The organism is Ferdinandcohnia sp. SAFN-114 (assembly GCF_059415045.1).
On sequence record NZ_JBPFDQ010000029.1, the window covers coordinates 25,793 to 48,505 of the forward strand.

22 protein-coding genes and 1 pseudogene are annotated in these 22,713 nt (G+C 37.3%); 10 read left to right on the plus strand and 13 right to left on the minus strand.

What is annotated here, in order from left to right; all coding sequences use genetic code 11:
* Positions 1-278: 278 nt before the first annotated feature.
* The gene (locus ACR65M_RS11220; protein ID WP_440273343.1) at positions 279-1,142 is read left to right on the plus strand and encodes a metallophosphoesterase; all 864 of its coding nucleotides are present in this window, start codon (positions 279-281) and stop codon (positions 1,140-1,142) included.
* Between the two features lie 28 nt (positions 1,143-1,170).
* Here the strand turns inward: ACR65M_RS11220 and ACR65M_RS11225 are convergent, their stop codons facing one another.
* Positions 1,171-2,901 carry a sensor domain-containing protein gene (locus ACR65M_RS11225; protein ID WP_440273344.1) on the minus strand — a complete coding sequence of 577 codons (1,731 nt, stop codon included), beginning with the start codon at positions 2,899-2,901 and terminating at the stop codon, positions 1,171-1,173.
* 181 nt (positions 2,902-3,082) lie between these two features.
* On the opposite strand from ACR65M_RS11225, the gene ACR65M_RS11230 reads away from it, so the two are divergent.
* Positions 3,083-3,550, plus strand: coding sequence for a YkyB family protein (locus ACR65M_RS11230; RefSeq protein WP_341332029.1), 468 nt, complete (start codon positions 3,083-3,085; stop codon positions 3,548-3,550).
* Positions 3,551-3,691: 141 nt separating this feature from the next.
* Here ACR65M_RS11230 and ACR65M_RS11235 read toward each other — a convergent pair whose 3' ends face one another.
* Entirely contained in the window at positions 3,692-4,342 is a 651-nt protein-coding gene (locus ACR65M_RS11235) for a glycoside hydrolase domain-containing protein (protein WP_341332030.1), read from the minus strand.
* A gap of 258 nt (positions 4,343-4,600) precedes the next feature.
* A complete protein-coding gene (locus tag ACR65M_RS11240; RefSeq protein ID WP_440273345.1) occupies positions 4,601-5,869 on the minus strand; it encodes a PLL family lectin in 1,269 nt (422 codons plus the stop codon).
* A 320-nt stretch (positions 5,870-6,189) separates the two neighbouring features.
* On the opposite strand from ACR65M_RS11240, the gene ACR65M_RS11245 reads away from it, so the two are divergent.
* Positions 6,190-6,426, plus strand: a complete 237-nt coding sequence (locus ACR65M_RS11245) for an IDEAL domain-containing protein (protein WP_341332032.1) — start codon at positions 6,190-6,192, stop codon at positions 6,424-6,426.
* A 70-nt stretch (positions 6,427-6,496) separates the two neighbouring features.
* On the opposite strand, the gene ACR65M_RS11250 is transcribed toward ACR65M_RS11245, so the two are convergent.
* The 3 genes from ACR65M_RS11250 to ACR65M_RS11260 all read right to left on the minus strand — a co-directional run bounded on the left by ACR65M_RS11250 (position 6,497) and on the right by ACR65M_RS11260 (position 9,791).
* Positions 6,497-8,353, minus strand: coding sequence for a PAS domain S-box protein (locus tag ACR65M_RS11250; protein WP_341332033.1), 1,857 nt, complete (start codon positions 8,351-8,353; stop codon positions 6,497-6,499).
* Positions 8,354-8,574: 221 nt separating this feature from the next.
* A complete protein-coding gene (locus tag ACR65M_RS11255) occupies positions 8,575-8,757 on the minus strand; it encodes a hypothetical protein (protein WP_341333551.1) in 183 nt (60 codons plus the stop codon).
* 146 nt (positions 8,758-8,903) lie between these two features.
* Entirely contained in the window at positions 8,904-9,791 is an 888-nt protein-coding gene (locus ACR65M_RS11260; protein WP_440273346.1) for an NAD(P)-dependent oxidoreductase, read from the minus strand.
* Between the two features lie 139 nt (positions 9,792-9,930).
* Between ACR65M_RS11260 and ACR65M_RS11265 the strand changes: the two genes are divergently transcribed.
* Together ACR65M_RS11265 and ACR65M_RS11270 are read left to right on the plus strand one after the other, a co-directional pair.
* Positions 9,931-10,032 carry a YjcZ family sporulation protein gene (locus ACR65M_RS11265; RefSeq protein ID WP_099353622.1) on the plus strand — a complete coding sequence of 34 codons (102 nt, stop codon included), beginning with the start codon at positions 9,931-9,933 and terminating at the stop codon, positions 10,030-10,032.
* A gap of 89 nt (positions 10,033-10,121) precedes the next feature.
* Positions 10,122-10,205, plus strand: a pseudogene (locus ACR65M_RS11270) (YjcZ family sporulation protein); the annotation flags it as partial.
* Positions 10,206-10,268: 63 nt separating this feature from the next.
* Here the strand turns inward: ACR65M_RS11270 and ACR65M_RS11275 are convergent.
* Positions 10,269-10,481 (minus strand): hypothetical protein, encoded by a 213-nt coding sequence (locus ACR65M_RS11275; protein WP_440273347.1) that lies wholly within the window; start codon positions 10,479-10,481, stop codon positions 10,269-10,271.
* A gap of 109 nt (positions 10,482-10,590) precedes the next feature.
* On the opposite strand from ACR65M_RS11275, the gene ACR65M_RS11280 reads away from it, so the two are divergent.
* Together ACR65M_RS11280 and ACR65M_RS11285 are read left to right on the plus strand one after the other, a co-directional pair.
* Entirely contained in the window at positions 10,591-10,782 is a 192-nt protein-coding gene (locus tag ACR65M_RS11280) for a DUF5370 family protein (protein WP_440273348.1), read from the plus strand.
* Positions 10,783-10,842: 60 nt separating this feature from the next.
* Positions 10,843-11,508, plus strand: a complete 666-nt coding sequence (locus ACR65M_RS11285) for a GNAT family N-acetyltransferase (protein ID WP_440273349.1) — start codon at positions 10,843-10,845, stop codon at positions 11,506-11,508.
* A 1,155-nt stretch (positions 11,509-12,663) separates the two neighbouring features.
* On the opposite strand, the gene ptsP is transcribed toward ACR65M_RS11285, so the two are convergent.
* Positions 12,664-14,382 (minus strand): phosphoenolpyruvate--protein phosphotransferase, encoded by a 1,719-nt coding sequence (gene ptsP / locus ACR65M_RS11290; RefSeq protein WP_440273350.1) that lies wholly within the window; start codon positions 14,380-14,382, stop codon positions 12,664-12,666.
* The gene (locus ACR65M_RS11295; RefSeq protein WP_099353628.1) at positions 14,382-14,648 is read right to left on the minus strand and encodes a phosphocarrier protein HPr; all 267 of its coding nucleotides are present in this window, start codon (positions 14,646-14,648) and stop codon (positions 14,382-14,384) included. Before ACR65M_RS11295 ends, ptsP begins: the two co-directional genes overlap by 1 nt.
* A 501-nt stretch (positions 14,649-15,149) precedes the next feature.
* On the opposite strand from ACR65M_RS11295, the gene ACR65M_RS11300 reads away from it, so the two are divergent.
* The 3 genes from ACR65M_RS11300 to ACR65M_RS11310 all read left to right on the plus strand — a co-directional run bounded on the left by ACR65M_RS11300 (position 15,150) and on the right by ACR65M_RS11310 (position 17,016).
* Entirely contained in the window at positions 15,150-15,947 is a 798-nt protein-coding gene (locus ACR65M_RS11300) for an HAD family hydrolase (protein ID WP_341332040.1), read from the plus strand.
* Between the two features lie 100 nt (positions 15,948-16,047).
* Positions 16,048-16,815 (plus strand): alpha/beta fold hydrolase, encoded by a 768-nt coding sequence (locus tag ACR65M_RS11305; protein ID WP_341332041.1) that lies wholly within the window; start codon positions 16,048-16,050, stop codon positions 16,813-16,815.
* Positions 16,816-16,890: 75 nt separating this feature from the next.
* A complete protein-coding gene (locus ACR65M_RS11310; RefSeq protein WP_440273351.1) occupies positions 16,891-17,016 on the plus strand; it encodes a hypothetical protein in 126 nt (41 codons plus the stop codon).
* A 42-nt stretch (positions 17,017-17,058) separates the two neighbouring features.
* On the opposite strand, the gene ACR65M_RS11315 is transcribed toward ACR65M_RS11310, so the two are convergent.
* From ACR65M_RS11315 to ptsG, 4 genes are all read right to left on the minus strand, one after another.
* Positions 17,059-18,276 carry a hypothetical protein gene (locus ACR65M_RS11315; RefSeq protein ID WP_341332043.1) on the minus strand — a complete coding sequence of 406 codons (1,218 nt, stop codon included), beginning with the start codon at positions 18,274-18,276 and terminating at the stop codon, positions 17,059-17,061.
* The gene (locus ACR65M_RS11320; RefSeq protein WP_341332044.1) at positions 18,266-19,456 is read right to left on the minus strand and encodes a DUF58 domain-containing protein; all 1,191 of its coding nucleotides are present in this window, start codon (positions 19,454-19,456) and stop codon (positions 18,266-18,268) included. The genes ACR65M_RS11315 and ACR65M_RS11320 overlap by 11 nt, the downstream gene beginning before the upstream one ends.
* Positions 19,456-20,406: an AAA family ATPase gene (locus ACR65M_RS11325; protein WP_440273352.1), complete on the minus strand. Its 951-nt coding sequence runs from the start codon at positions 20,404-20,406 to the stop codon at positions 19,456-19,458. Before ACR65M_RS11325 ends, ACR65M_RS11320 begins: the two co-directional genes overlap by 1 nt.
* Positions 20,407-20,556: 150 nt before the next feature.
* On the minus strand, positions 20,557-22,590 hold the full coding sequence (gene ptsG / locus ACR65M_RS11330) for a glucose-specific PTS transporter subunit IIBC (protein WP_440273353.1): 2,034 nt from the start codon (positions 22,588-22,590) through the stop codon (positions 20,557-20,559).
* Positions 22,591-22,713 lie beyond the last annotated feature (123 nt).

The window sequence follows — 22,713 nt, forward strand, 5'->3', positions numbered from 1 at the left end:
TATGTACAAGTACCCTCATTTTAACAATTTCTTAAAAGCACGTGGATATGAATCGTTCGTTAAATAATTGCAGATTTTGACATGTTTATTTATATACAAACAATAAATTCATAAATCCAATGAAAAAAAGAGTGAATTTTGACATACAAGATGAGAAAGCCGATTCGTAATTAGTATTGTTTACAACTGTAATACATATTTAAAATTTAAGTGAATATGAATATGCTACACTAGTCTCATAACTTCAATTGATTATAAAGAATAGGTTGGCGGTTAGGATGGCAAAAAAATATACAAGAAGACAATTTATTAAACGGGCATTTGCCACAACAGCAACAATTGCAATTGCGTCCTCATTAGGGTATTTGTATGCCCGATATATTGAGCCGAAACAGCTAGATATCACATCTCATAAAATTGCACATCCTACTATTCCAAAAGACTTTGACAACCTTAGAATTGTCCAATTTAGTGATACTCATGTTGGGCATTATTACACACTAGAACAACTCACTCTTCTAGTTGATCGAATAAATAGCTACAAACCAGATCTTCTATTTTTCACCGGAGATTTAATGGATGAGCCTAATAAATATGCAGCTGCCAATCATCTCATCCCGATCCTAAAACGGTTAGAAGCTCCTCTTGGGAAATTTGCCATTTACGGTAACCATGACCATGGGGGTTACGGATCGGAGATTTATAAAAAACTAATGGAACAAACTGGTTTTAATCTCTTAATGAACAGCTCGAAGGAAATTCACTTAAGAGATTCAAAAATTACCATTGTGGGGTTAGATGATGTCATGCTCGGACGTCCTAGTTTTGAACAAGCATTCCAAAACGTAGATTCGTCTAGTTATACGATTCTACTTGCTCATGAGCCCGATATTGCTGATCGAGCAGCTAAAGTGGGAGCACATATGCAACTATCCGGTCACAGTCATGGTGGACAAATTCAGCTGCCATTTTTAGGCCCACTGATTACTCCCCCGCTTGGAAGTATATATTATGAAGGTGCCCATGAAATCGGCACTACAAAAATGTTCCTCTATGTAAACCGCGGACTTGGAACAACTAGGCTTCCATTACGATTTCTAGCAAAACCTGAAATATCCATTTTTACATTACAATCGACATAAAGAAAGAGGATGACCCCAGGTCGTCCTCTTACTTATTTGTTAAATAATGCTCTATCAACTCATCTTCTGGTATTGGTTTACTAAAGAAATAACCTTGAACTTTATGACACCCCATAATCTTGAAAAATTCAACCTGTTGTTCTTCTTCAACACCTTCAGCGATTACAGACAGTCCTAAACTTTGGGCTAAGTGAATGATTGTAGTTGTAATCGCAGCATCCTTTTCATCACGGAGAACATCTTTTACAAAGGATTTATCGATTTTTAATGTATCGATAGGAAGTTTTTTTATATAACTTAAAGAGGAATAGCCTGTGCCAAAGTCATCCACGGCAATTCGAACACCAATTTCCTTTAACTTCGCCAATGTGAGCATCGTTTTCTTTGGGTCTAACATCGCTCCCTCGGTAAGCTCAATTTCAAGACTGCCTGGATAGATTTGATTCTCCTCAATATTTTGTTGAATCATACTAACTAATTCAGGTTGCTGGAATTGTTTTGGTGATAAATTGACACCAATGGATACAGTCCCATATCCACTCTCTTTCCAGTGTTTTAATTTCTGACATACTGTGTGAATTAGCCATTCTCCAATTGATAAAATGAGCCCAGTGTCCTCGGCAATCGGTATGAATTCTGCAGGTGACACAAAACCTAGTGTGGGATGATTCCATCTTAACAGTGCCTCAAAGCTTGTAACCTTGCCTGAACTAAGATCCAACTGTGGTTGATAGTAGATTTCAAGTTCATTCTTTTCAATAGCCCTTCTAAGACTTGTCTCAAGGTGCATTAAATGGGAAGACTGCTTTTGTAAATCAGTACTATAAAATTGATAGAGCGCCCTGCCTAATTCCTTTGCACGATACAAGGCTGTATCAGCATTTTTGACTAGTGTATCTACGTCATTGCCATCGGTCGGATAGAGACTAATTCCAATACTCGCTGAAATAAAGAATTCCTTTCTTTCTAAACTGAAAGGCTTTTCAAACAATCGGGTCACGTTCTGCGCAAACTTTTCGGAATGATCTCTTGAAGAGTTTGGTAGAATCATAATGAATTCATCCCCGCCTTGACGGAAAACCTTATAGCCTTTTTGACTAATTGATGATAACCTTCTTCCAACTTCTTTTAATAAATGATCCCCTGCGACATGTCCCATAGAATCATTGAAAAATTTAAAACGATCAAGATCTATGAACATTAATGCAAATTCTTGTTCAAGATCGATGGCTTCTGTAACTGCATTATCTAACTCCTTCTTTAATGAGCTGCGATTAGGTAAACCTGTAAGTTGATCATGATAGGCCATATAGGTAATCATTTCCTTATCGGCAACCCTTGCAGAGATGTCTCGAGTGACACTTACGATGAATAGAATATTTCCTTTGTCATCAAAGACTGGGGTTAAAAGCGATTCACCGTGTACGACTTTTTTATCAGGTAGAATCACAACATCCTGAAACGAGACTGCTTCTCTTTTCTCCACAACAGATTTATATTGTGCATGTAAATGATCAGCTGTTTCTTTAGGTAACACCTCGTGAAGTGTTTTCCCAAGGCTAGAGTTAGTTAATTTTGCATGCCCCTTTGCCTCTTCATTTAAGAAAACATAGGTAAAAATGTCTTCTTCCTCTACTTTCATGACATATATTAAATCCTTGATATGTTTAAGGATAATTTCAAAGATAATTGCCTCAATTTTCTCACCAAATTGGCTATATTGCTTATCCTTCAAGATTACATGATTAATGTTGTTCATGAGACCATTCCCTACTGCAGATTAATATTTTACCTCTTCGGCATATATTGACAAAAACCTTTATTTTTTCAATCATTATTTTTATTTAATCGTATGAAAGATTTAATAAATACTTTGTTCCAGTTGAATTTGTAAAAATACACTACTACCAGTATAATAAAAGATAGAAAGGAGAGAAAGTATGAAAAAACAAGTAAATCAAGCACCGCTTGAACCAAATGTGGACAACCTTGCACGTGCCATATTTGTTGTAAACCGACATGCCAAAACGGCTACAAATCCTAAATTCTTATACTTACTAAAACGAAAAGCACTTGAAAAGCTTTTATCCGAAGGGAAAGCCAAAAAGGAAGGACTACATTTTTCCAGAAATCCGAAAAATAGTCAACAACAATCCGATGTCTTAATTTCAGCCGGAGACTATTATTTTCACATGCCTCCTACAAAAGAAGACTTCTCTCGCCTACCACACCTTGGACAATTGAATCAGACATACCGAAATCCAAAAACCTATCTATCACTTTCTCTAGCAAAAAGCCTGCTACAGCAATACGTTGGTATTGAAGAAAAAATCGAGAATACTAACCGATCAAACAAACGGACATACCAAAAACCCGTATTCAAAAAACTAGGTGAAAGCTATCGTTAATAACCAAAAGTGCGAGCGCCTTATTCAGTCCCAACAAACACAAGACGAGCTAGCGAGAAGGTTGCTACTTGACATTCTTGATGGGTTGGCTTGTGACCTCAACACGCAAATAAAAAACCAGGACGATGTACCTGGTTTTTTTTAGTATAGGTAATGTAAAGCCCGCTGGTCAGCTAAATTTGTATTAATTGGACAGTCTACCGAATCTCTTCCATATTGCCAAATCCATACATTTGCCTTACATTTTGGTGATATTGGCTTAAATTTAGGTGCATTTCGTTCCTTTGTCACTCCAGGCTCAGGTTCAGCACTCCATAGAATCGTTTGAACAGCTACCTGTTTATTTTTTCTGACAGCCTCACAATAAGCTACAGAAAAATCGCCTTTGACAGGATCGTTGTATATCCCTGGACGGAAGCCGCTAGGGTAAATTGATTCCACCCACCCCCGAATCCAAGCCTCGTCTACAACCAAAAAGCGCTCTACATTTGCAAACAATCCTACATTATTTGGAATGCCAAGACGTCTTGCATTAAATATAGCATTTCTTGCAGCAAGCTGCCCTTTTTCAAATCCTGTAGCGTCAGAAAAAATATTATAGATAGGTAAAACCTTGATTCCTCTGTTCCGCAAAAATGAAATTTCTGCTCTTGTTAATCCCGCTGAAACATTAGGACTTTCACTTAAATAACGGCCCCAGAATTTTGGTTTCCCAAGTTTAGATTTAACACATGTATATAGCTCTTCATCAGCAGTTGCCGCTGAATCCACTCCCCACACATATCTAGGCATATCCACAACCCCTGTCATATAATCAAATGCGCCTTTGCATGTTTGCTCCCGATTTTAGGCCCACAGGAAGTGGGTCATAAAGACGTTGCCACAGCTTGTGGCATTCTTTCACTTTGAACTTCCCGCTCGAAAAATTCCCTTTGAAAAATCGTGGCATCCGCCGGAGGCTTTAACTTTATTCATTCGGTTTTGATTCACAATTGAATGAATAGCACTCCTCTTTTATCCCAGCAACTTTAGTTTCTATGCTGAATATAGTTATGATTTCCATTTATGGATAAGTTGGTTGTTCTCTCCTCTAGCGAATACATCAATTCGGTTTCGATTCCATGAGGCTGAAGATGGTTCGGATGTTAATGTACCACCCTGGTCTTCCCATTCATTCCAACGGCTTCCATCCCAATTTTTTACATATAAATGTTCATCTGTACCCTTTACAAAAACATCAAGGTTATTAGGCTCTCTTGAAGATGCTGCTGGACTTGATGTTAATTGCCCACCTAGATCCTCCCAATTGCTCCAGCTTGAGCCATCCCAATACTTATGATATAGTGCTCTATTTTCACCACGCACAAAAACGTCGATACGATTTGGCCCCCACGATACGGCACCAGGTGCAGACGTAAGAATACCACCTAAGTCCTCCCACTCACTCCAACTATCTCCATCCCAATATTTATGATAAAGATGGCGATCTGTGCCTCTTCCGAATACATCTAGGCGATTCTCACCCCAAGATGAGACAGCAGGTGATGATGTTAAGACTCCACCCAAATCTTCCCACTCACTCCAAGAGGAACCGTTCCAATATTTATGAATCAAGTGGTTATTCTCACCACGAGAAAACACATCTACCCTGCCAGGTCCCCATGAGACTGCAGCAGGTGAAGAAGTAAGAGTACCTCCGAGGCTTTCCCAATCCGTCCAACTAGTTCCATTCCAAAACCGCCGATATAACACACGATTTCTTCCTCGCACATAGACATCTAACTGATTTCTTCCAGGTACAGTTACAGAAGGTCCAGATGTTAAGTAGCCTCCAAGATCTTCCCATTCACTCCAATTCTTTTCAGGTGAAAAGCCAATATTTTCATAAGTAAGTCGAATAATCGCTTTAAATATCCTCTCTAGCTCACGTTCCGGAATTCGGTAAGGTGATAATACCCCAAAGACCCAACTGGCTTGACGACGAAATGCCTGATAGGTTTGATTCACTCTTTGATCCAAAGAACCTGAGAATTGATTTTGAGTCATTAAAGTGTACATGACAAGTTGCATGGCAATATACTGCGATAATCGCTTATTAACATTAAATTCAGCTAAATGATCATAGTGAGGTTTTAAATTTTTTCGAACTTCTTTCCATACATTTTGAAATTCTTCTGTTTGTCTTTGCTGCTGGTCTGTAGTAGGTGTATTTATATAATTAGCCTGTTGGTAGCCATTTGCGGGATAATAAGGATAATAATAGTTTGGAACCACGCGAGTATATGGATTCATTTGATATCCACCATATGGTTGATTCATGACAGGTACCTCCTTTTATTCTTTTAACTTTATTCAGCAAAACTGAATAAAATTAAAAAGTTGCTCATTTCATACTATGAAATTTATAAGGAAAGTAGCCCATTTTTTCGTATTCTCCGAACCTTATATCTGAGCTTGCCAGTTCATCTAAATTCTGACATATCCAAATTTTCTAAAAAAATACTTTACTTTTTGCCTAATTCCCTTCATAATAGAAAGACAACTAGAAATAATTAAATGAAATGATTCTAGTTACACATATAAGGTGAAGGGGTTTTTGATTTATAAAGAAGTGAAAAAATAAAAGGAGTGATTAAGTAATGAACCATTTTAACAAAGAGCAAAAAAATGAGGTAGTCGTAATTTCTCAAACGCCTGATGAAGAAATGTATAAAAAGGTAGCCGAAATGGTTCTCATCCAATCACAGGCCTCCTTTAGAAAAGAACAATTACTTAAACAAATCGACCAATCACTTATTAACAAAGATGAAAACTTATTTATGGAACTTACAAAACAATATAATATGTTACTGTCTCAACATAGCTTTTTACAATAACGAATTGGCTAGTGCGAAGTGCACTGGCCTTTTATTTTTTCCTATTTAAAAACGGTGTAACTTCTAGGAGTTACACCGTCACATCTACACGTGGAAGCTTTATCTCAAAGGTTGTTCCTTCATTTTCTTTGCTATCCACCTTTATTTCACCGTTATGATTTTCTATAATATTATAACTAACCATAAGCCCAAGGCCTGTTCCTTTTTCCTTTGTTGTGTAGAAAGGCTCCCCGATTCGCTCAAGGATTGATTTTGGTATACCACACCCCTCATCTATAAACAAAATATAAATTGAGTCTTCCGTAACCATTGTACGAATAAAGATATTTCCGCCCTTTTCCATTGCATCGATGGAATTCTTTATAAGATTAATAAAGACCTGCTTTATTTGATTTTCATCGCATGTAATAATGGACTCTTTATTCATAAAATCGATATTGATTTGGATATCTTGCAGGATGGCTTGTGTCTCGAGCAATGTAACAACATCTCGCAAAATGATTCGGATATCTTTATTTTTGAATTTAATTTCTGATGGCTTTGCCAATAACAAAAGCTCACTCAGAATCAATTCAATTCGATTCAGTTCTGAAAAGATGATATCGAAATAGTTTTGTTTTCCTTGAAAGTCATTATGAAATAATTGTAAAAATCCTTTTATAGCCGTTAATGGATTTCTAATTTCATGTGCAATACCAGCAGCAAGTTGTCCGGCAATGGACAGTTTCTCAGATTTAATCATTAACTCCTCTGCTTTGATTCGATCAGATATGTCACGAATGATTACTTGAACAGCAGCCTCGCCAAAATATGTAGTTGGAATTCCGATTAATTCTGTATAAACCTGCTTTCCTTGGATCGTATACCAAGATTGCTTGCTAAAATTAACTTCCTTATTTTCAGCATTTACAATTTCAATAAAATCTCTGACCTGGTCGTGATTTTCTGGATGTAAAAAGGTATATATATTTTTCCCGAGCATTTCTGTGTAGCTGTTCGCCCCAAACATCTTTACACCTGAGTCATTAATAAAAACCCAATTATTTTGATAAATAACGGCGATTGTATCAATAGAATTCTGGACAATTCGTTGATATCGTTCACGACTTCTATGGATAATATCATGAAAAGACTTTCTTGATGAAATATCGTGTAGGACAAGATATTCATAGATTTCATCATTAATATAAATCGGTACTTCTTTTACTTCAACAAAGATTTCTTCTTTATTTTGTTTCTTCCACTTTTGTTCAATAATACCTAATCGATATCCGCTTTGTAGCTGTTGTATTCGTTTCTCTACTACTTCATGGAATTCTTGATTGATAAATGAATAAATCGATTTTCCCAATACGTTCATAGGATTCTGAATTTCGAGTAAGGTAGTAACTTCATTATTCATATATAAAATCCTACCGAATTTAGAAATGATAATAGGAAACGGAGCCTCATCGATTAGAATGGAAGCATCTTTTAATCGATTTTGATGAAGTGCAATTTCCGAATTAACAGATGATAATAGGGTATTAGTTAGGATTTCCTCATGTGTCCGACTATTCTCAGGTTCGACAAGCACTCTCATTTTTAATAAGATCTCGTCATATTCGAAGGAATCGGAGTAATAAACAGGTTCAACAGTTGTTTCAAACCAAATAAATTCTTCGTTTGTCTTCATAACCCTAAGTGCACAAACTGAAACTTCATGCTTATTGAAAAAATAGCTTTCAAGCATGAATCGGTCATCCTTATGGATAATGTTTTTAATGGAAGATCCAATTAGTGTTTCTTTTGTGTAACCTAAGATATCCTTACAGTTACTTGATAGATAGAGAATTTTACCGTTTATCGTCACTGTTAATACTAGATTAACAGAGGATTGTGTTTGAGGTAATTGCTGTTGAGCACTATATTGATTGCCAGACTCCATGTGTTGAACCCCCTCCCCTTTCGATTTAGACGTATCATTAAGATAGAAATAGCTATTTAGGATTTTGTAATGGTAACCATTTTTTTACTATACTATTACATTAATTTAGGGTTTAGTTCATATCCATAGGTAGAAAGACCTGTTTTAATTTTTAAAAAGCAAAACATCACCACTAAAAGGTAAAAAACTCGACAAGCACAGAGCTGTCGAGTTTGTAAGTATTAAAGTCCGCCTTCATATTTACCGTCATTCTTAGAGGCTTTTTCTTTTTTCGCTTTTTTCTTATGTGCTTGGTTCGCTGCTGCGCTCCCAAATTCCTTACCGAACTCTGTATCAGTTACGCTAGAATCAAATCCTTTTTTGTTTTTTTGTTCAGGATCATTCTTTTTATTACGCTTTGCCATATTAAAGTGCACCCCCTTAGAGATAATCATCATTATTTTCTTCTCCTAGAGGGATTCCTATGCAACAATAGGTGAACACTTACGCTTGATGTGAATAGAATCGTTATTGCTTTAAGCTAGTCGTGGACAAAGATACCTTTGACTCATTAATCCCACAGTTTATATATGGCTTGAGTACCGCAGTTTTCTTCGCCCTTTTCGGCAAGTTCTTCATACATTTGTATTGCAAGTTCTAGTCCTGGTGTATCCATCTCCATTGCTTTTGCTTCTTCGAGTGCAATTCCCATATCTTTAATGAAATGTTTGATATAAAAACCTGGTTCAAAATTGCCTGATATCATTCTTGGTGCAAGATTGCTTAAAGACCAACTTCCAGCTGCTCCTGTTGAAATACTTTTTAAAACCGTTTCAGGGTCGAGTCCGGATTTTTTAGCATAAACCATTGCTTCAGCGACACCAATCATATTGGAGGCAATTGCAATTTGGTTACACATTTTTGTATGCTGTCCAGACCCCGCAGGACCTTGATATACAATATTCTGTCCCATGATTTCAAATAATGACCTGCAAGCTTCGAAAACCTCTTCGTCCCCACCAACCATAATAGCTAACCTTGCTTCTTTTGCACCAACATCTCCGCCAGAAACAGGCGCGTCTAAGGAATACAATCCCTTTTGTTTTGCTTCTTCGTAGATTTTACTTGCTAATGTCGGAGTTGAAGTTGTCATATCTATAAAATAAGTTCCTTCTTTTGCATGTGCCAAAAGTCCATTTTCACCAAGGTAGACCTCTTCCACGTCGTAGGGATAGCCAACCATTGTAATTACGATATTCGCTTCAGATGCGATTTCAGCTACTGACTGTTTCCAAACGGCTCCTTGTTTCACAAGTTCTTCAGCTTTTTCTTGCGTGCGTGTATAGACGAGAACCTTATATCCTTTTGAAAGGATATGTCCTGCCATACTTTTTCCCATAACACCTGTTCCTATAAACCCCACAACTGCATTTTCATTTAAAACATTTTTATGTACCATCACGTTTTCTCCCTTAACTTTTTTATTTTTATCATATCATATATTTCCAAAAAAAAATCTGTGAAAATTGGGGATTTGTACCTTACGAAAACGGCGAATGTTCCATAGGATATAACAAATAGATATGGAGGTGTTCTAAATGAGTGGAGAAAGACACGGAGGATATGGAGCAGGCTTTGCTTTGATTGTTGTATTGTTCATTCTATTGATCATTGTTGGGGCTGCTTACGTAGGTTACTAATTCTTTAAGAAAATTAAAGATTAATGATAAAAAAGAAAGGGAGATGTAATATGAGTTGTTGTGGATACGGATATGGTGGATATGGTTACGGTGGCTATGGTTTTCGCGGAGGCTTTGCGTTGATTGTAGTATTGTTCATTCTACTAATCATCGTTGGAGCTGCTTGGTTCTAAGATAACCATTTAACATGTATGCGAAGGAAGCCAACAACTTTAAAAGGTTGCTGGCTTTTTTCTTTACTCACCTTCAAACATATCATGGAACTTTTTCATTTCTTTATCCACTTTAGGCTTCATATGATAAGGATTTTTCGGTTGAACCATGTTTTCTGTATTCACATCAGATCTAATCCCTATTTTATTTCCTGTTGAGTCATCATTGATTATGCCTTCATAGCGTCCATCGAAATGGGGATCTCTTTCATGATAATCGCGATCATTGTCTGTCATTTTCCATACCTCCTCACCATTAAAGTGGCGTGTTTTATTAAAAATATGTACTTTTTACACAATAAAGAGGAACAATAACAATAAATATATGAATTGAGGAGAGATTGTAATGGGTGCAATTGATCGCGAAGGGTATAGGTTTGAAACAGAATATAGTGTCATTAGTCAAAAAGGGGCAATTCATGTCTATCGGGATGGTGAATTTATCAAGGAATTATCTTTCATTTTTAGTGGGGAGCAACCAGATCCTGCTTTAATAGAAGATGTGGTTGACGAATTTTTTGAAACACACCAAGATTGAGATTAGTTTTACTTCTCATCCCTTTGGATGTAACGTACAATGTGGATGTGAGGTGATAACATGTATCGAAAAGAAATATTTGTGTTTGATGGAAATAGGCCAAAAAAGTGCGTAATTCGTAATTATCAAGAAAATGATTTTGACGACCTTATTCGTGTACAACAAGATTGTTTCCCTCCACCTTTTCCTTCTGAATTATGGTGGAATAAGGAACAATTACATAACCATGTGTCACTATTCCCTGAGGGTGCCCTATGTGTCGAAATTGACGGACTAATATGTGGTTCAATGACTGGATTAATAGTTCAATTTGACCCTAGTCATCCACAACATACTTGGGAGGATATCACAGATAACGGATACATACGAAACCATACTTCAGACGGAAACACATTATACATTGTTGATATTTGTGTGAGCCCAGCATATCGTAAATTTGGCCTAGGGAAATGGTTGATGCAATCAATGTATGAAGTTGTTGTATATTTAAAATTAGAACGGTTACTAGGCGGCGGCCGAATTTCCGGATACTCTAAGTATTCTACAAATTTGAGTGCCGAAGAATACATCGAAAAAGTAATGACAGGTGAATTAAAGGATCCCGTGATTACCTTTCTTCTTCGTTGTGGACGCAGTCCTGTCCAACTTATTGAAAACTACCTCGAGGACGAGGAGTCCTGTAATTATGGATTATTAATGGAATGGAAAAATCCCTTTCACATATGAAAGAAAACGAGTCTAATTACATTACATTAAGTTTTCCAATCTGAGTTGCAGAAATTATTAGGGGTGGTATGAAGTTGAGGCAGCATTAGCCAACATACGACGCTATCAGCTTGGGTGGGGTCCGTAGTTGAAGAATATCTTCGGACAACCGTAGCCATAATCCGGGCGAGTGGGTCCGAAGTTAAGGCTTCTTTGGACAAGCGCACGCTCAATCAACACTTCTGTGTCCAATGCTGTAGTATCTTCGGACAAGCAAACATACAATCATCACTTCTGGGGCCGAAGTTAACGAATCTTTGGACAGGCGCACGCTCAATCAACACTTCTGGGTCCGAAGTTAAAGTATCTTCGGACAAGCAAACATATAATCAGCACAACTGTGTCCGAAGTTGAAGTAACTTCGGACAAGCAAACATATAATCAGCACAACTGTGTCCGAAGTTGAAGTATCTTCGGACAAGCAAACATACAATCATCACACATGTGTCCGAAGTTAAGGTATCTTTGGACAAGCGCACGCTCAATCAGCACTTCTGGGTCCGAAGTTAACGAATCTTTGGACAGGCGAACGCTCAATCAACACTTCTGTGTCCGAAGTTGAAGTAACTTCGGACAACCAAACATACAATCAGCACACATGTGTCTGAAGTTAAGGTATCTTTGGACAGGCGAAGCCATAATCAGCGCGTGTGGGTCCGAAGTTATAGTATCTTCAGACAAGCAAACATACAATCAGCACTTCTGGGTCCGATGTTGAAGTAACTTCGGACAAGCAAACATACAATCAACACTTCTGGGTCCGAAGTTAAGGAATCTTTGGACAGGCGCACGCTCAATCAACGCATCTGTGTCCGAAGTTAACAAATCTTCGGACAGGCGCACGCTCAATCAACGCATCTGTGTCCGAAGTTAAGGCAGCTTCAGACAACATAAGACACTATCAGCCCGGTGGTGCCGATATTTAGGTATCTTCAACCAAGCGCATAGACAATAAGCCGGGGGATGTCCGTTGCTGTGTTTTTTATAAAATCCGCATAAATGTTCAAAAAAATAAAGCGTGAATTCATATATGAATTCACGCTAAAAATATTATGATTTACTTGTTTTGAACCCGAATCGAAATCCCATTATATAAAAGGTAGATTCATTTTTTCTTTAGTTCATGAAGTTAGCTTTTACAAATTCAACTACTTCTTCCGTTGTGCTCATAGAAAGAATCTTTTCTTTGAAGCTTGCGATTTCAGCTTTAGAAAGCTTCTTAATTTGAGTTCTTGCAGGTAAGATTGATGTTGCACTCATACTGAATTCATCTAATCCTAATCCTAACAGAATTGGAATTGCGATCGTATCACCGGCCATTTCACCACACATACCTGCCCATTTGCCTTCCTTATGTGCCGCTTCAATCACCATTGAAATAAGTCGTAAGATTGATGGTGAATATGGCTGATAAAGATATGAGACGCGTTCGTTCATTCGGTCGGCAGCCATTGTATATTGAATTAAATCATTTGTGCCAATACTAAAGAAATCTACTTCTTTAGCAAATTGGTCAGCTAATACAGCAGTGGACGGAATCTCGACCATAATTCCAATTTCAATTGTATCGGATACAGAAGTTCCACTCGCAACAAGCTTTTCTTTTTCATCAAGTAAAATCGCTTTAGCTTGTCTAAACTCATCAAGTGTTGCAATCATTGGAAACATAATTTTTAAGTTTCCATAAGTACTTGCTCTTAGTAACGCACGTAATTGTGTACGGAAAATTTCCTGTTCCTCTAAGCAAAGACGAATTGCTCTAAAACCTAGGAACGGATTTAATTCTTTCGGAAGATTTAAGTATGGAAGCTCTTTATCCCCACCGATGTCTAGTGTACGAACAACAACAGGTTTGCCTTCCATTTTTTCAAGAACTGTTTTATAAGATTCGAATTGTTCTTCCTCTGATGGAAGTTGGTCACGACCCATATAAAGGAACTCTGTACGGTATAGTCCAATCGCCTCTCCGCCGTTTTCGATGACCCCTTTTACATCTTCAGGAGTTCCGATATTTGCAGCAAGTTCCACGTGCTCTCTGTCACTTGTAACAGTTTTTTCATTTTTTAATTTAGCCCATTCCGCTTTCTGTGCTTCATATTGCTCTTTCTTTTGACGGTACTGAGCTAAAACTTCCTCAGATGGATTTACAATGACAGCACCATCAAGTCCATCAACAATAACCATTACCCCAGTTTCAATATCAGAAGTAACCGTTTTTGTTCCAACAACTGCTGGAATCTCCATGGAACGAGCCATAATTGCAGAGTGTGAAGTACGGCCACCAATATCAGTGGTAAAGCCTTTTACATACTTTCGATTTAATTGTGCCGTGTCTGAAGGTGTTAAATCTTCCGCAATTATGATGACTTCTTCTGAAATCATACTCGGATTAGAGATGGTAACACCCAGTAGATGAGCCAATACACGTTTTGTAACATCACGAATATCAGATGCTCTCTCTGCCATATATTCATTTTCCATTCCTTCAAACATGGTAATGAACATATTCGCTACTTCTTGTAACGCAAACTCTGCATTCACATTTTCAGAGCTTATTTTATCTTTAATTGGATTAAGGAGTTCCGGATCACTTAAAACAAGAAGATGGGCTGAAAAGATTGCCGCTTTGTCTTCCCCTAGTTCAACATTTGCTCGATTCTTAATCGCTTCTAATTCTTCTTTTGATTGATTAACTGCTTCTTCAAAACGCTTAATTTCAGCATCCTTGTCACTAATTGTTAGTTTTTCAACGGTTAGATCTGGATGCTCTAAACGAAAGCTTTTTGCTATGGCGATACCCGCTGAAGCAGCAATTCCATTAATCATTTCAGACATTATTCACCAAGTCCTTCATTTGCCATAATTTCTGTCAAGTTAGCAATTACTTCTTCTTCGTCAGACCCTTCTGCAACAATCTTTACCTCTGCACCTTGTCCAATCCCAAGAGACATAACACCCATAATTGACTTAAGATTTACGGACTTTCCGTTGTATTCTAATTGAATGTCTGAGTTATATTTACTAGCAGCCTGTACCAATACTGTGGCTGGACGTGCATGAATACCTGATTCACTTGTAATTTTAAATGTTTTTTCTGCCATGTTTATTTCCCCTTTTCACTAATTTTAAAAATAATTACTTGTAGTATTTGTTCGTTTCCGGTAGATATGTAAAGAAAGAGTATTATTGTGCTCCCTGATTGTAACAAATAAAGGCATGAGAAAGACGATAAAACCTATGCAAAAAAAATGTAATTTTCGCCTAGCTTTTATCAAAACTTTACTCATGCCTGATCGAGTCAGTAACACGTAATACATACAATTATGTAAATTTTAGATTATGATTTGGTTAAAATGCTCTTACCTTTTATACCTAACCTTTTACACGAAAAAGTATAGCATAGGAATAGAACTTATTTCAACAGAAAGGCAAATAATCGTTTTAAAACGAAAATTGAGAATGTTTTTCATTAACAATAACTTATTATTCAAATGTACTATTCTTTACAAACAGTGCATTTAAAGATTACAATCCTTAAAGGTAGTCATGTATAATAAGCAAATATTGTATTTTATCTACATAATAAGTTGGAGGTGCTTTCATTGATCAAACTGATTGTTAGTGATTTAGATGGAACACTATTGCGGGAAGACAATTCTGTAAATCCTGAAGATACTAAAGCATTAACCAAGGCCGCAGAAGATGGACTTCAAATTAGCATCGCCACGGGTCGAATGGATACAGAGATAAAAGAAGTATTAAAATCGATTGGGCAAAACTTCCATCGAATTAGCCAAAATGGGGCATTTGCATCAACCTTAGATGATCGGTCCATTTTTTCTCGTACCTTCACAACCGAAATCGCAGAAACAATCTATAATAACGTATTGAATCCGAAGTTCGTAACGATTGTCTGTAGCTATGACACAAATTACACCCATGAAAATAATGAGTATGTTGAGGGTGTTCAAAAAAGAATGTTCCATCCTATCATCATTGATCCAGAAATAAGTACGAAGTTTAGCGAAATTAAACCATCAAAGATTACCCTGATTGGTTTCGAAAACGATATTGTTGAGACGTACGAAACACTTTCTAATGATTATTCCGATGAAATTGATTTGTTCATTTCCGAGAAACATGTTTTGGATATTATGCCAAAGCAAATTAGCAAAGGGAATGCAATTATAAAACTTCTCGAGGATCTTTCTTTAAATCCAGAGGAAATTGCATGTATTGGGGATTCTTTTAATGATATTCCGATGTTCCGCTTAACTCCTTACAGTTTTGTGATGGAGACTGCACATGAAGAAGTGAAAAAAGAAGCAAAATTCGTTGTTCAATCTGTGGCAGAAGCGGTTGAAATGATCTTAAAAGAAAATAGTAAACAAAGTGTTTAAGTAGACTCGAAGAGATTCGGGTCTTTTTATGTTATAAAAGAATGCATCTAACCAAAAACTAAATAAAATCATTTGCACTGATTTGTTGGAGGAAGAAGAGATGCCATATATAACAGGTACGAATCAGACCCAAATCTACTATGAAACCCATGGTGAAGGGAAACCAATTGTTTTCATTCACCCTCCTGGAATGGGACATGTAACCTTTAAACTGCAACAACCCCTTTCAAAAAAATTTCAAGTTATTACATTTGATCTACGTGGAAATGGGAATAGTGCTCCAGGAACTGAGGATATCACCATTTCATTATTAGCAACTGATATTCTGCAACTGATAGATCAACTAGCTCTCGAAAAAGTCGTTGTATGCGGTTATTCCAATGGCGGATCCATTGCATTGGAATTTGCCCTTTCCAATCCCGAACGTGTTGAAGGCATCATATTAATTGGTGGTTTTTCAGAGGTGAACACATTTTTATTACGGTCTGAATTCAAGCTTGGAATTTCCACCGTTAAAATGAAAGGATTATCTGTTTTAGCAAAGGTATTAGGGAAGGCACATGGTACAACAAAAGAATATAAAAAGGAAATTGAACAATATGTAAAAAAAGCAAATGTAAATATTCTCTATCAAATGTACATAAGAGGACTCGAATATAATTGTTCACATCGATTAAAAGATATAAAAGTCCCTGTTCTATTAGTTGATGGTTCCTTCGATTTCTACATGCACTCCTATCAACGTTTTTTAGAGAAGGAAATTCCAAATGCAGAGAGAGTCTTTGTTAATAAAGCTAGACATCAAGTACCGACGAGACATGCACATACATTCAATCAATTAATTGAGACATTCATAGAAAAACTATAATCGTTCGTTCATTTTATACCGTAAGATAACACATACTAATAATCGAACAAAAATTTAAATAAGGGGGTCAACATAATGGCTAAAAAAGGAAGTCAAAATAAGGTAAGCCAAGAAGTGGCAAACCCAACTGTCTCACATAACGAAGAATTTGGCGAAGAAATTAGCGGAACACCTAAAAAACAGAAAAAGAAGAAAAAATAAGCAACATGAAAAAAGAACCTGGACACCCAGGTTCTTCTTCTTTCATTTCAACTTCTTTAACGATTTAATCTTCTCTTTTAGGTTCTGGACGATCTCCTCACAAGCCTTGTTTTCCTCATCGGTTAATACTTCATCCCCGTAACGTACTCTCTCATAGAGTTCAACAAGTCGGAAGTCAAGGAAATGGGTTCTTCCTAACCATTCTGATACACTTTCATGATGGTATCGTCCAAATCCATGCTTTGCTGAGAGCACCTCAAGTTCAAGGATAAGCTTTCGTACCTTTACTTGTGGTGTCTGTCGTTTTGAACGTCTCCATTTTGCAGTAGGGCTTGTAACCCCTTCTGTAATCGTTGCGTATTGGTATACGTCGCCAACCACAGCAGCTTCTTTTACAAATCTCTTTTTTGCTAGTAAGAAAAGAATCACTGCTAATAGGAGTAGACCAAGAATGGATAAATATAACCAAATATCAAAGCTGCCAAGCAACTCAAAGAATGTATTTTTCTTTTCTGTTTCTTCCCAGTTCAAAGTTCCAACACTTTCACCTTGAGAACTTCTATAGGAATCGATATTTTCGACAGCATTAAAAAGTGGCTTTGAAACCCAGTAAAAGCCCGTTCCGATAATGGATGTAATCAAAGACAAACCCTTAACAAGAACGATTGGAAAAATAACCGCGACACCAATAGCACCCACAAACAAGCCACTAAACAGCCCGACAACGGACCAGGAGTTCTGTTTTGTAGCGATTGTTTTCTTCACGAGTGAACTTGTACTTACACTGTTTAGTATTTTTCCAATCATAAAGAAAAGCAATTGAGTCACAAGTAAATATAAGATAAGGTCACTGTGGACATACCCTTGGACCTTTGCAGCAAAATAAGTTAACCCACCAAATACTAAACTACCATTTAAAATCATAGCTTCCGTCAGCTTAGGATTCTTGTGATAATGGATAATGATTCGATAACAAACAACAGCCGCAATCACAATGCTTTGACCAAACGATAGCCTTATTTCACTGCTAACAAGTGCAAGCAATGGAACGATTAACATAATGAAAAAATACGGGGTATTTGATTTCATCAGTGATAACAGGAATGCAATGATGACTGCTCCGACGCCCGTTAGAAACAGAAATGGTATAATGGGCGGCAAATAGTCTGTGTGAATATAGAACAACATTAGTAAAATATAGAGAAGGATCATCTCCATTACGTATTGATACGACTTCAGTAAAGACTGACTATATCGCATGGGATTTCCCCCTCCTCATTGCCAAGGATGCCTTCTGTAATAAGATGGAGTCATTATTCTCAATTAGTTTAAAACAATCGACACCTTTTCTTGCAAACCTACTGAGAATCAGTTCCTCATTTTCTTCTATTTCACCTATCATAATGACGTAAGGTGAAAGTTGTTGCTGTCTTTCGATAGCGTGAATCATAAAATGAAATGGTATTGTTACACTATGCTTACTGAGACGAGCAATTAATTCCAGTGCTTTCGCTAAATGTTCCTTTCCTTTTCCTACTGGTAGGTGGATAAAAGGGGTTCTCCCTGCCCTTCTGACATTTACATACACTTCAAATGGAATGTTTTTTAACGTAGCTGCTTCAAGCATATACGTTAACCCGCTTAAATACTCTTCTAGTTTTCGTTCGCGCACATTAATGATAATAGTCCAAGAGAATTGAGCTGTTTTATCATAAATCTTCGTTTGTAATTGATTCGTACGAGCACTCGCTTTCCAATGCACCCGGTTAAATGGATCTGTTGGCACATAACCTCTCGTTCCGATTATTTGTGTCATGTTTTCAAAAAACGAACTCCGAATTGGGTACTCTCCTTGATTTTTCGGAACAATTTTTTCAATCCCTCCAACCGTTTCCGGGGAAGAATAAATAATCGTTTCAAAGGCAACCGGTTTCGTATATTGAAGATATGCCTCACCAATGCCAAATAAATGAGGAATTCTTAGCTCAAGCGTACGGATTTTCGCAACTCCCCTTTGCTTCCCTTCAAAAGGCAACATTGTGGTTTGAGCCTGTCTTCCTATTAGAGTAAGTGGTAGTGATAGTTCGATTTGTTCTGTCTCTAGTATTTTTCTTTCATTCTGAAATCCTACTACGTGATCCACAGTTAGCCGAATTTGGCCATTTATGATTGGTAAACGACCTTCTTGCTTTAATGTTAGTGAAAAATCACCATCTTCCCCTTTAAAGAGCTTTACGGTTTCTTTATCGATCGAAACGTTGATTTTATTTCCTACATGTTTTAAATAATATTTGTTCACAAATACATATAAAAGAAACAATACCCCTACAAAAAGAAGCAAAAACACCTGTGAAAGAATCCCTACAAATATAAAAACAGAAGAAAGAAAAGACATATACGACAATTCATTTCCAATGGATATTTGTCGTTTCCAGTCCATTACTTCACTGCTCCGGCTTCCACCGGGACAGAAACCGTTGATAACAGTTCATGTATAACCTGGCGATTCGTTTTCTTAAGTGACCCCTCCATCGTAAGCACAAGGCGATGGGAAATAACATATGGAGCTATATATTTAATATCCTCTGGGGTTACAAACATACGCCCATCCAAATACGCTTTTCCTTGAGCAGCCTTCATAAGTGCTAGAGTCCCCCTTGGACTGACTCCAACTTCAACATCCGTATGCTTTCTTGTTGCGTGTACGATTCTAAGTAAATAGTCTTCTACTTCATCGGAAAGCTTCACTTGCCCGACCTCAGCTTGCATCGATATAATCTCTTCTTTTGTAAGGACCTCCAAAATTTCCTCAATCGGATTATGTTGACGATAGGTTCTCATAATTTGCTTTTCCTCTTCAAAGCTTGGATAACCCAAATCAATTTGGACAAAGAAACGGTCCATTTGCGCCTCTGGTAATGGAAAAGTCCCCTGTTGTGACTCAATTGGATTTTGAGTTGCGATTACTACAAACGGTGATGGAAGTTTTAAAGTTTCTCCATCGATCGTCACCTGACGCTCCTCCATGACCTCAAGCAAACTCGATTGAGTCCTAGGAGTTGCACGGTTAATTTCATCGGCTAATAGAATATGAGTCATTACCGGACCCGGGCGCAGTTGAAATTCCTGCTCTTTCGGATTAAAAAATTGAATCCCAGTAATATCACTAGGTAGCACGTCCGGTGTAAATTGAATGCGCTTAAAATTACCACTAATAGACTTTGCAAAACTCTTAGCAAGCATCGTTTTCCCCGTACCAGGCACACTTTCTAGTAAAATATGACCTTTATTAATAAGGGAATTTAGGACAAGTTCTATCACCTCGTCCTTCCCGATGATGACTTTCCCAATATTCTCTTTGATTTTTAAAACATTCTCTTTTGCAGACATAATTGCCCCCTGTTTTTATTGAATTGGTAATCATGTGACAATTTAAATTTATCAAATAAATAGATGTTTTCCAACATAAATAATTATTTTGGACTATAAATAAAAACAGACAGACCCCTAGAATTAACAATGGTCTGCCTGTTGCATTCATTATCCTTTTGTAATCTCGATGATATTTTCTTCAGAAAGATTAATGTTACCTTGCTTTTTAAGAACGATTTCTTCTCCCTCTGCAAGGTTTGTAAAGACAATCGGTGTAATAATGGACGTTGCATTTTTCTTAATAAAGTCTAAATCAACTTTTAAAAGTTGTTGACCTTTTTCGACCTTATCATTTTCACTCACAAACGTTTCAAACCCTTGTCCTTTAAGATTAACTGTATCAATCCCAACATGAATCAGAATTTCTCGGCCTGAATCAGATAGAATACCAATCGCATGTTTTGTGGGGAACAAGTTGATTACTTTTCCATCAACAGGTGAAACAATGACACCTTCAGATGGTACAATTGCAAACCCATCACCCATCATTTTACCAGAAAACACAGCATCAGGAACTTCCGTAATTGGCTTTATTTCACCTTTAATAGGCGAATTAAAATGATCAGCACCTTGTTGTTCATTACTTACTATATTTGGATTTGTTTTTTCAATTTGGTTCGTTTCTAATTCACGGGGTTTTTTCCCGCTCATTACGTCTTGCATTTGGCTTTTAATGGTTTCAGAACGTGGTCCAAAGATGGCTTGAATATTATTTCCAACTTCTAGTACACCAGCTGCACCTAGTTTTTTCAATTCATCTTTATCGACATTTTTAATATCGTTCACAGAAACACGTAGTCGGGTGATACATGCATCAAGATGGGCAATATTTTCTTGTCCGCCCATTGCATTTAGAATGTTATAAGCGAGATCTCCAGCCTGCCCTTTCTTTTCCTCTTCACCTTTTACTTCGCGTCCAGGTGTCATGAGATTAAACTTCTTTATTGCAAAACGGAAAACAAAATAATAAATAACTGCAAAAACGAGACCTAATAATATTGCGATCCACCAAGGCTCTCTACCTGGCAATATACCAAATAAGAAAAAGTCAATTCCTCCACCGGAGAAAGTGTAGCCTATATTAACACTCAACGCTGTCATTAAAACAAATGATAATCCATCCAGCACTGCATGGATTAAGAAAAGAATAGGTGACACAAACATAAATGAAAATTCAAGTGGCTCTGTGATACCCGTTAAGAACGATGTTAGGGCACCTGAACCTAATAAACCGGCTACAAGTTTTTTATTTTCCGGACGTGCAGCATGATACATAGCAAGCGCAGCAGCCGGTAAACCAAACATCATAATTGGAAATTCACCAGCCATAAAGTTACCAGCGGTAATTTCCACTCCATCTTTCAATTGTGAAAAAAAGATCGTCATATCTCCCCGGACGACTTGGCCAGATGCGGTTGTATAAGAACCGAATTCATACCAGAACGGCGCATGGAAAATATGATGTAAACCAAACGGAATTAATAATCTCTTTATAAATCCAAAGAAAAACACAGCAAAATACGTACCTTCTTCTATCAGCCAAAGTGATGCACTATTCATTGCATCTTGTACTGGTGGCCATACGACCAATAATAAAAGACCGGCTATAAAAGAAAACGCGGCAGTTGCAATCGGAACAAATCGTTTCCCTGCAAAAAATCCAAGAAACGAAGGCATTTCAATGTCATGAAAGCGGTTATAAGCAAAAGCAGCTATAAGACCAACTATAATTCCGCCAAATACACCTGTTTGTAATGTAGGAATTCCTAATACAGATGCAAAAGCAGGATTATCAGTAAGCATATCAGGAGTAACTCCCTGCCATGAACTCATTACCTGATTTAGAACTAAATATCCGACTAAAGCAGCTAGTGCTGCTGCACCGTCTCCAGCTAAACCAATCGCTACCCCAACTGCAAAGAGAAGGGCTAGATTACTAAATATAATCCCCCCAGCATCCTCCATCACCGAAGCAATAAGTTGAATCCAATCTGCTTCCAGGAATGGAAGATATTGAAGCATCGTTTCTTGCTGCATCGCATTTCCTATTCCAAGTAAAAGACCTGCTGCTGGTAAAAGAGCTACAGGTAACATAAGCGCTTTACCAATCTTTTGCAGGACACCAAAAACTTTTTTAAACACGGTTCAAAACCCCCTACTAATTTTTCATTCTCATGAGGTAATCGCATAAACATAAAAAAGGCATGAGAAAGAGGATAATCGAAAGAAGTTACATGAATAATATTCTCCCAATAAAGGGCGCAA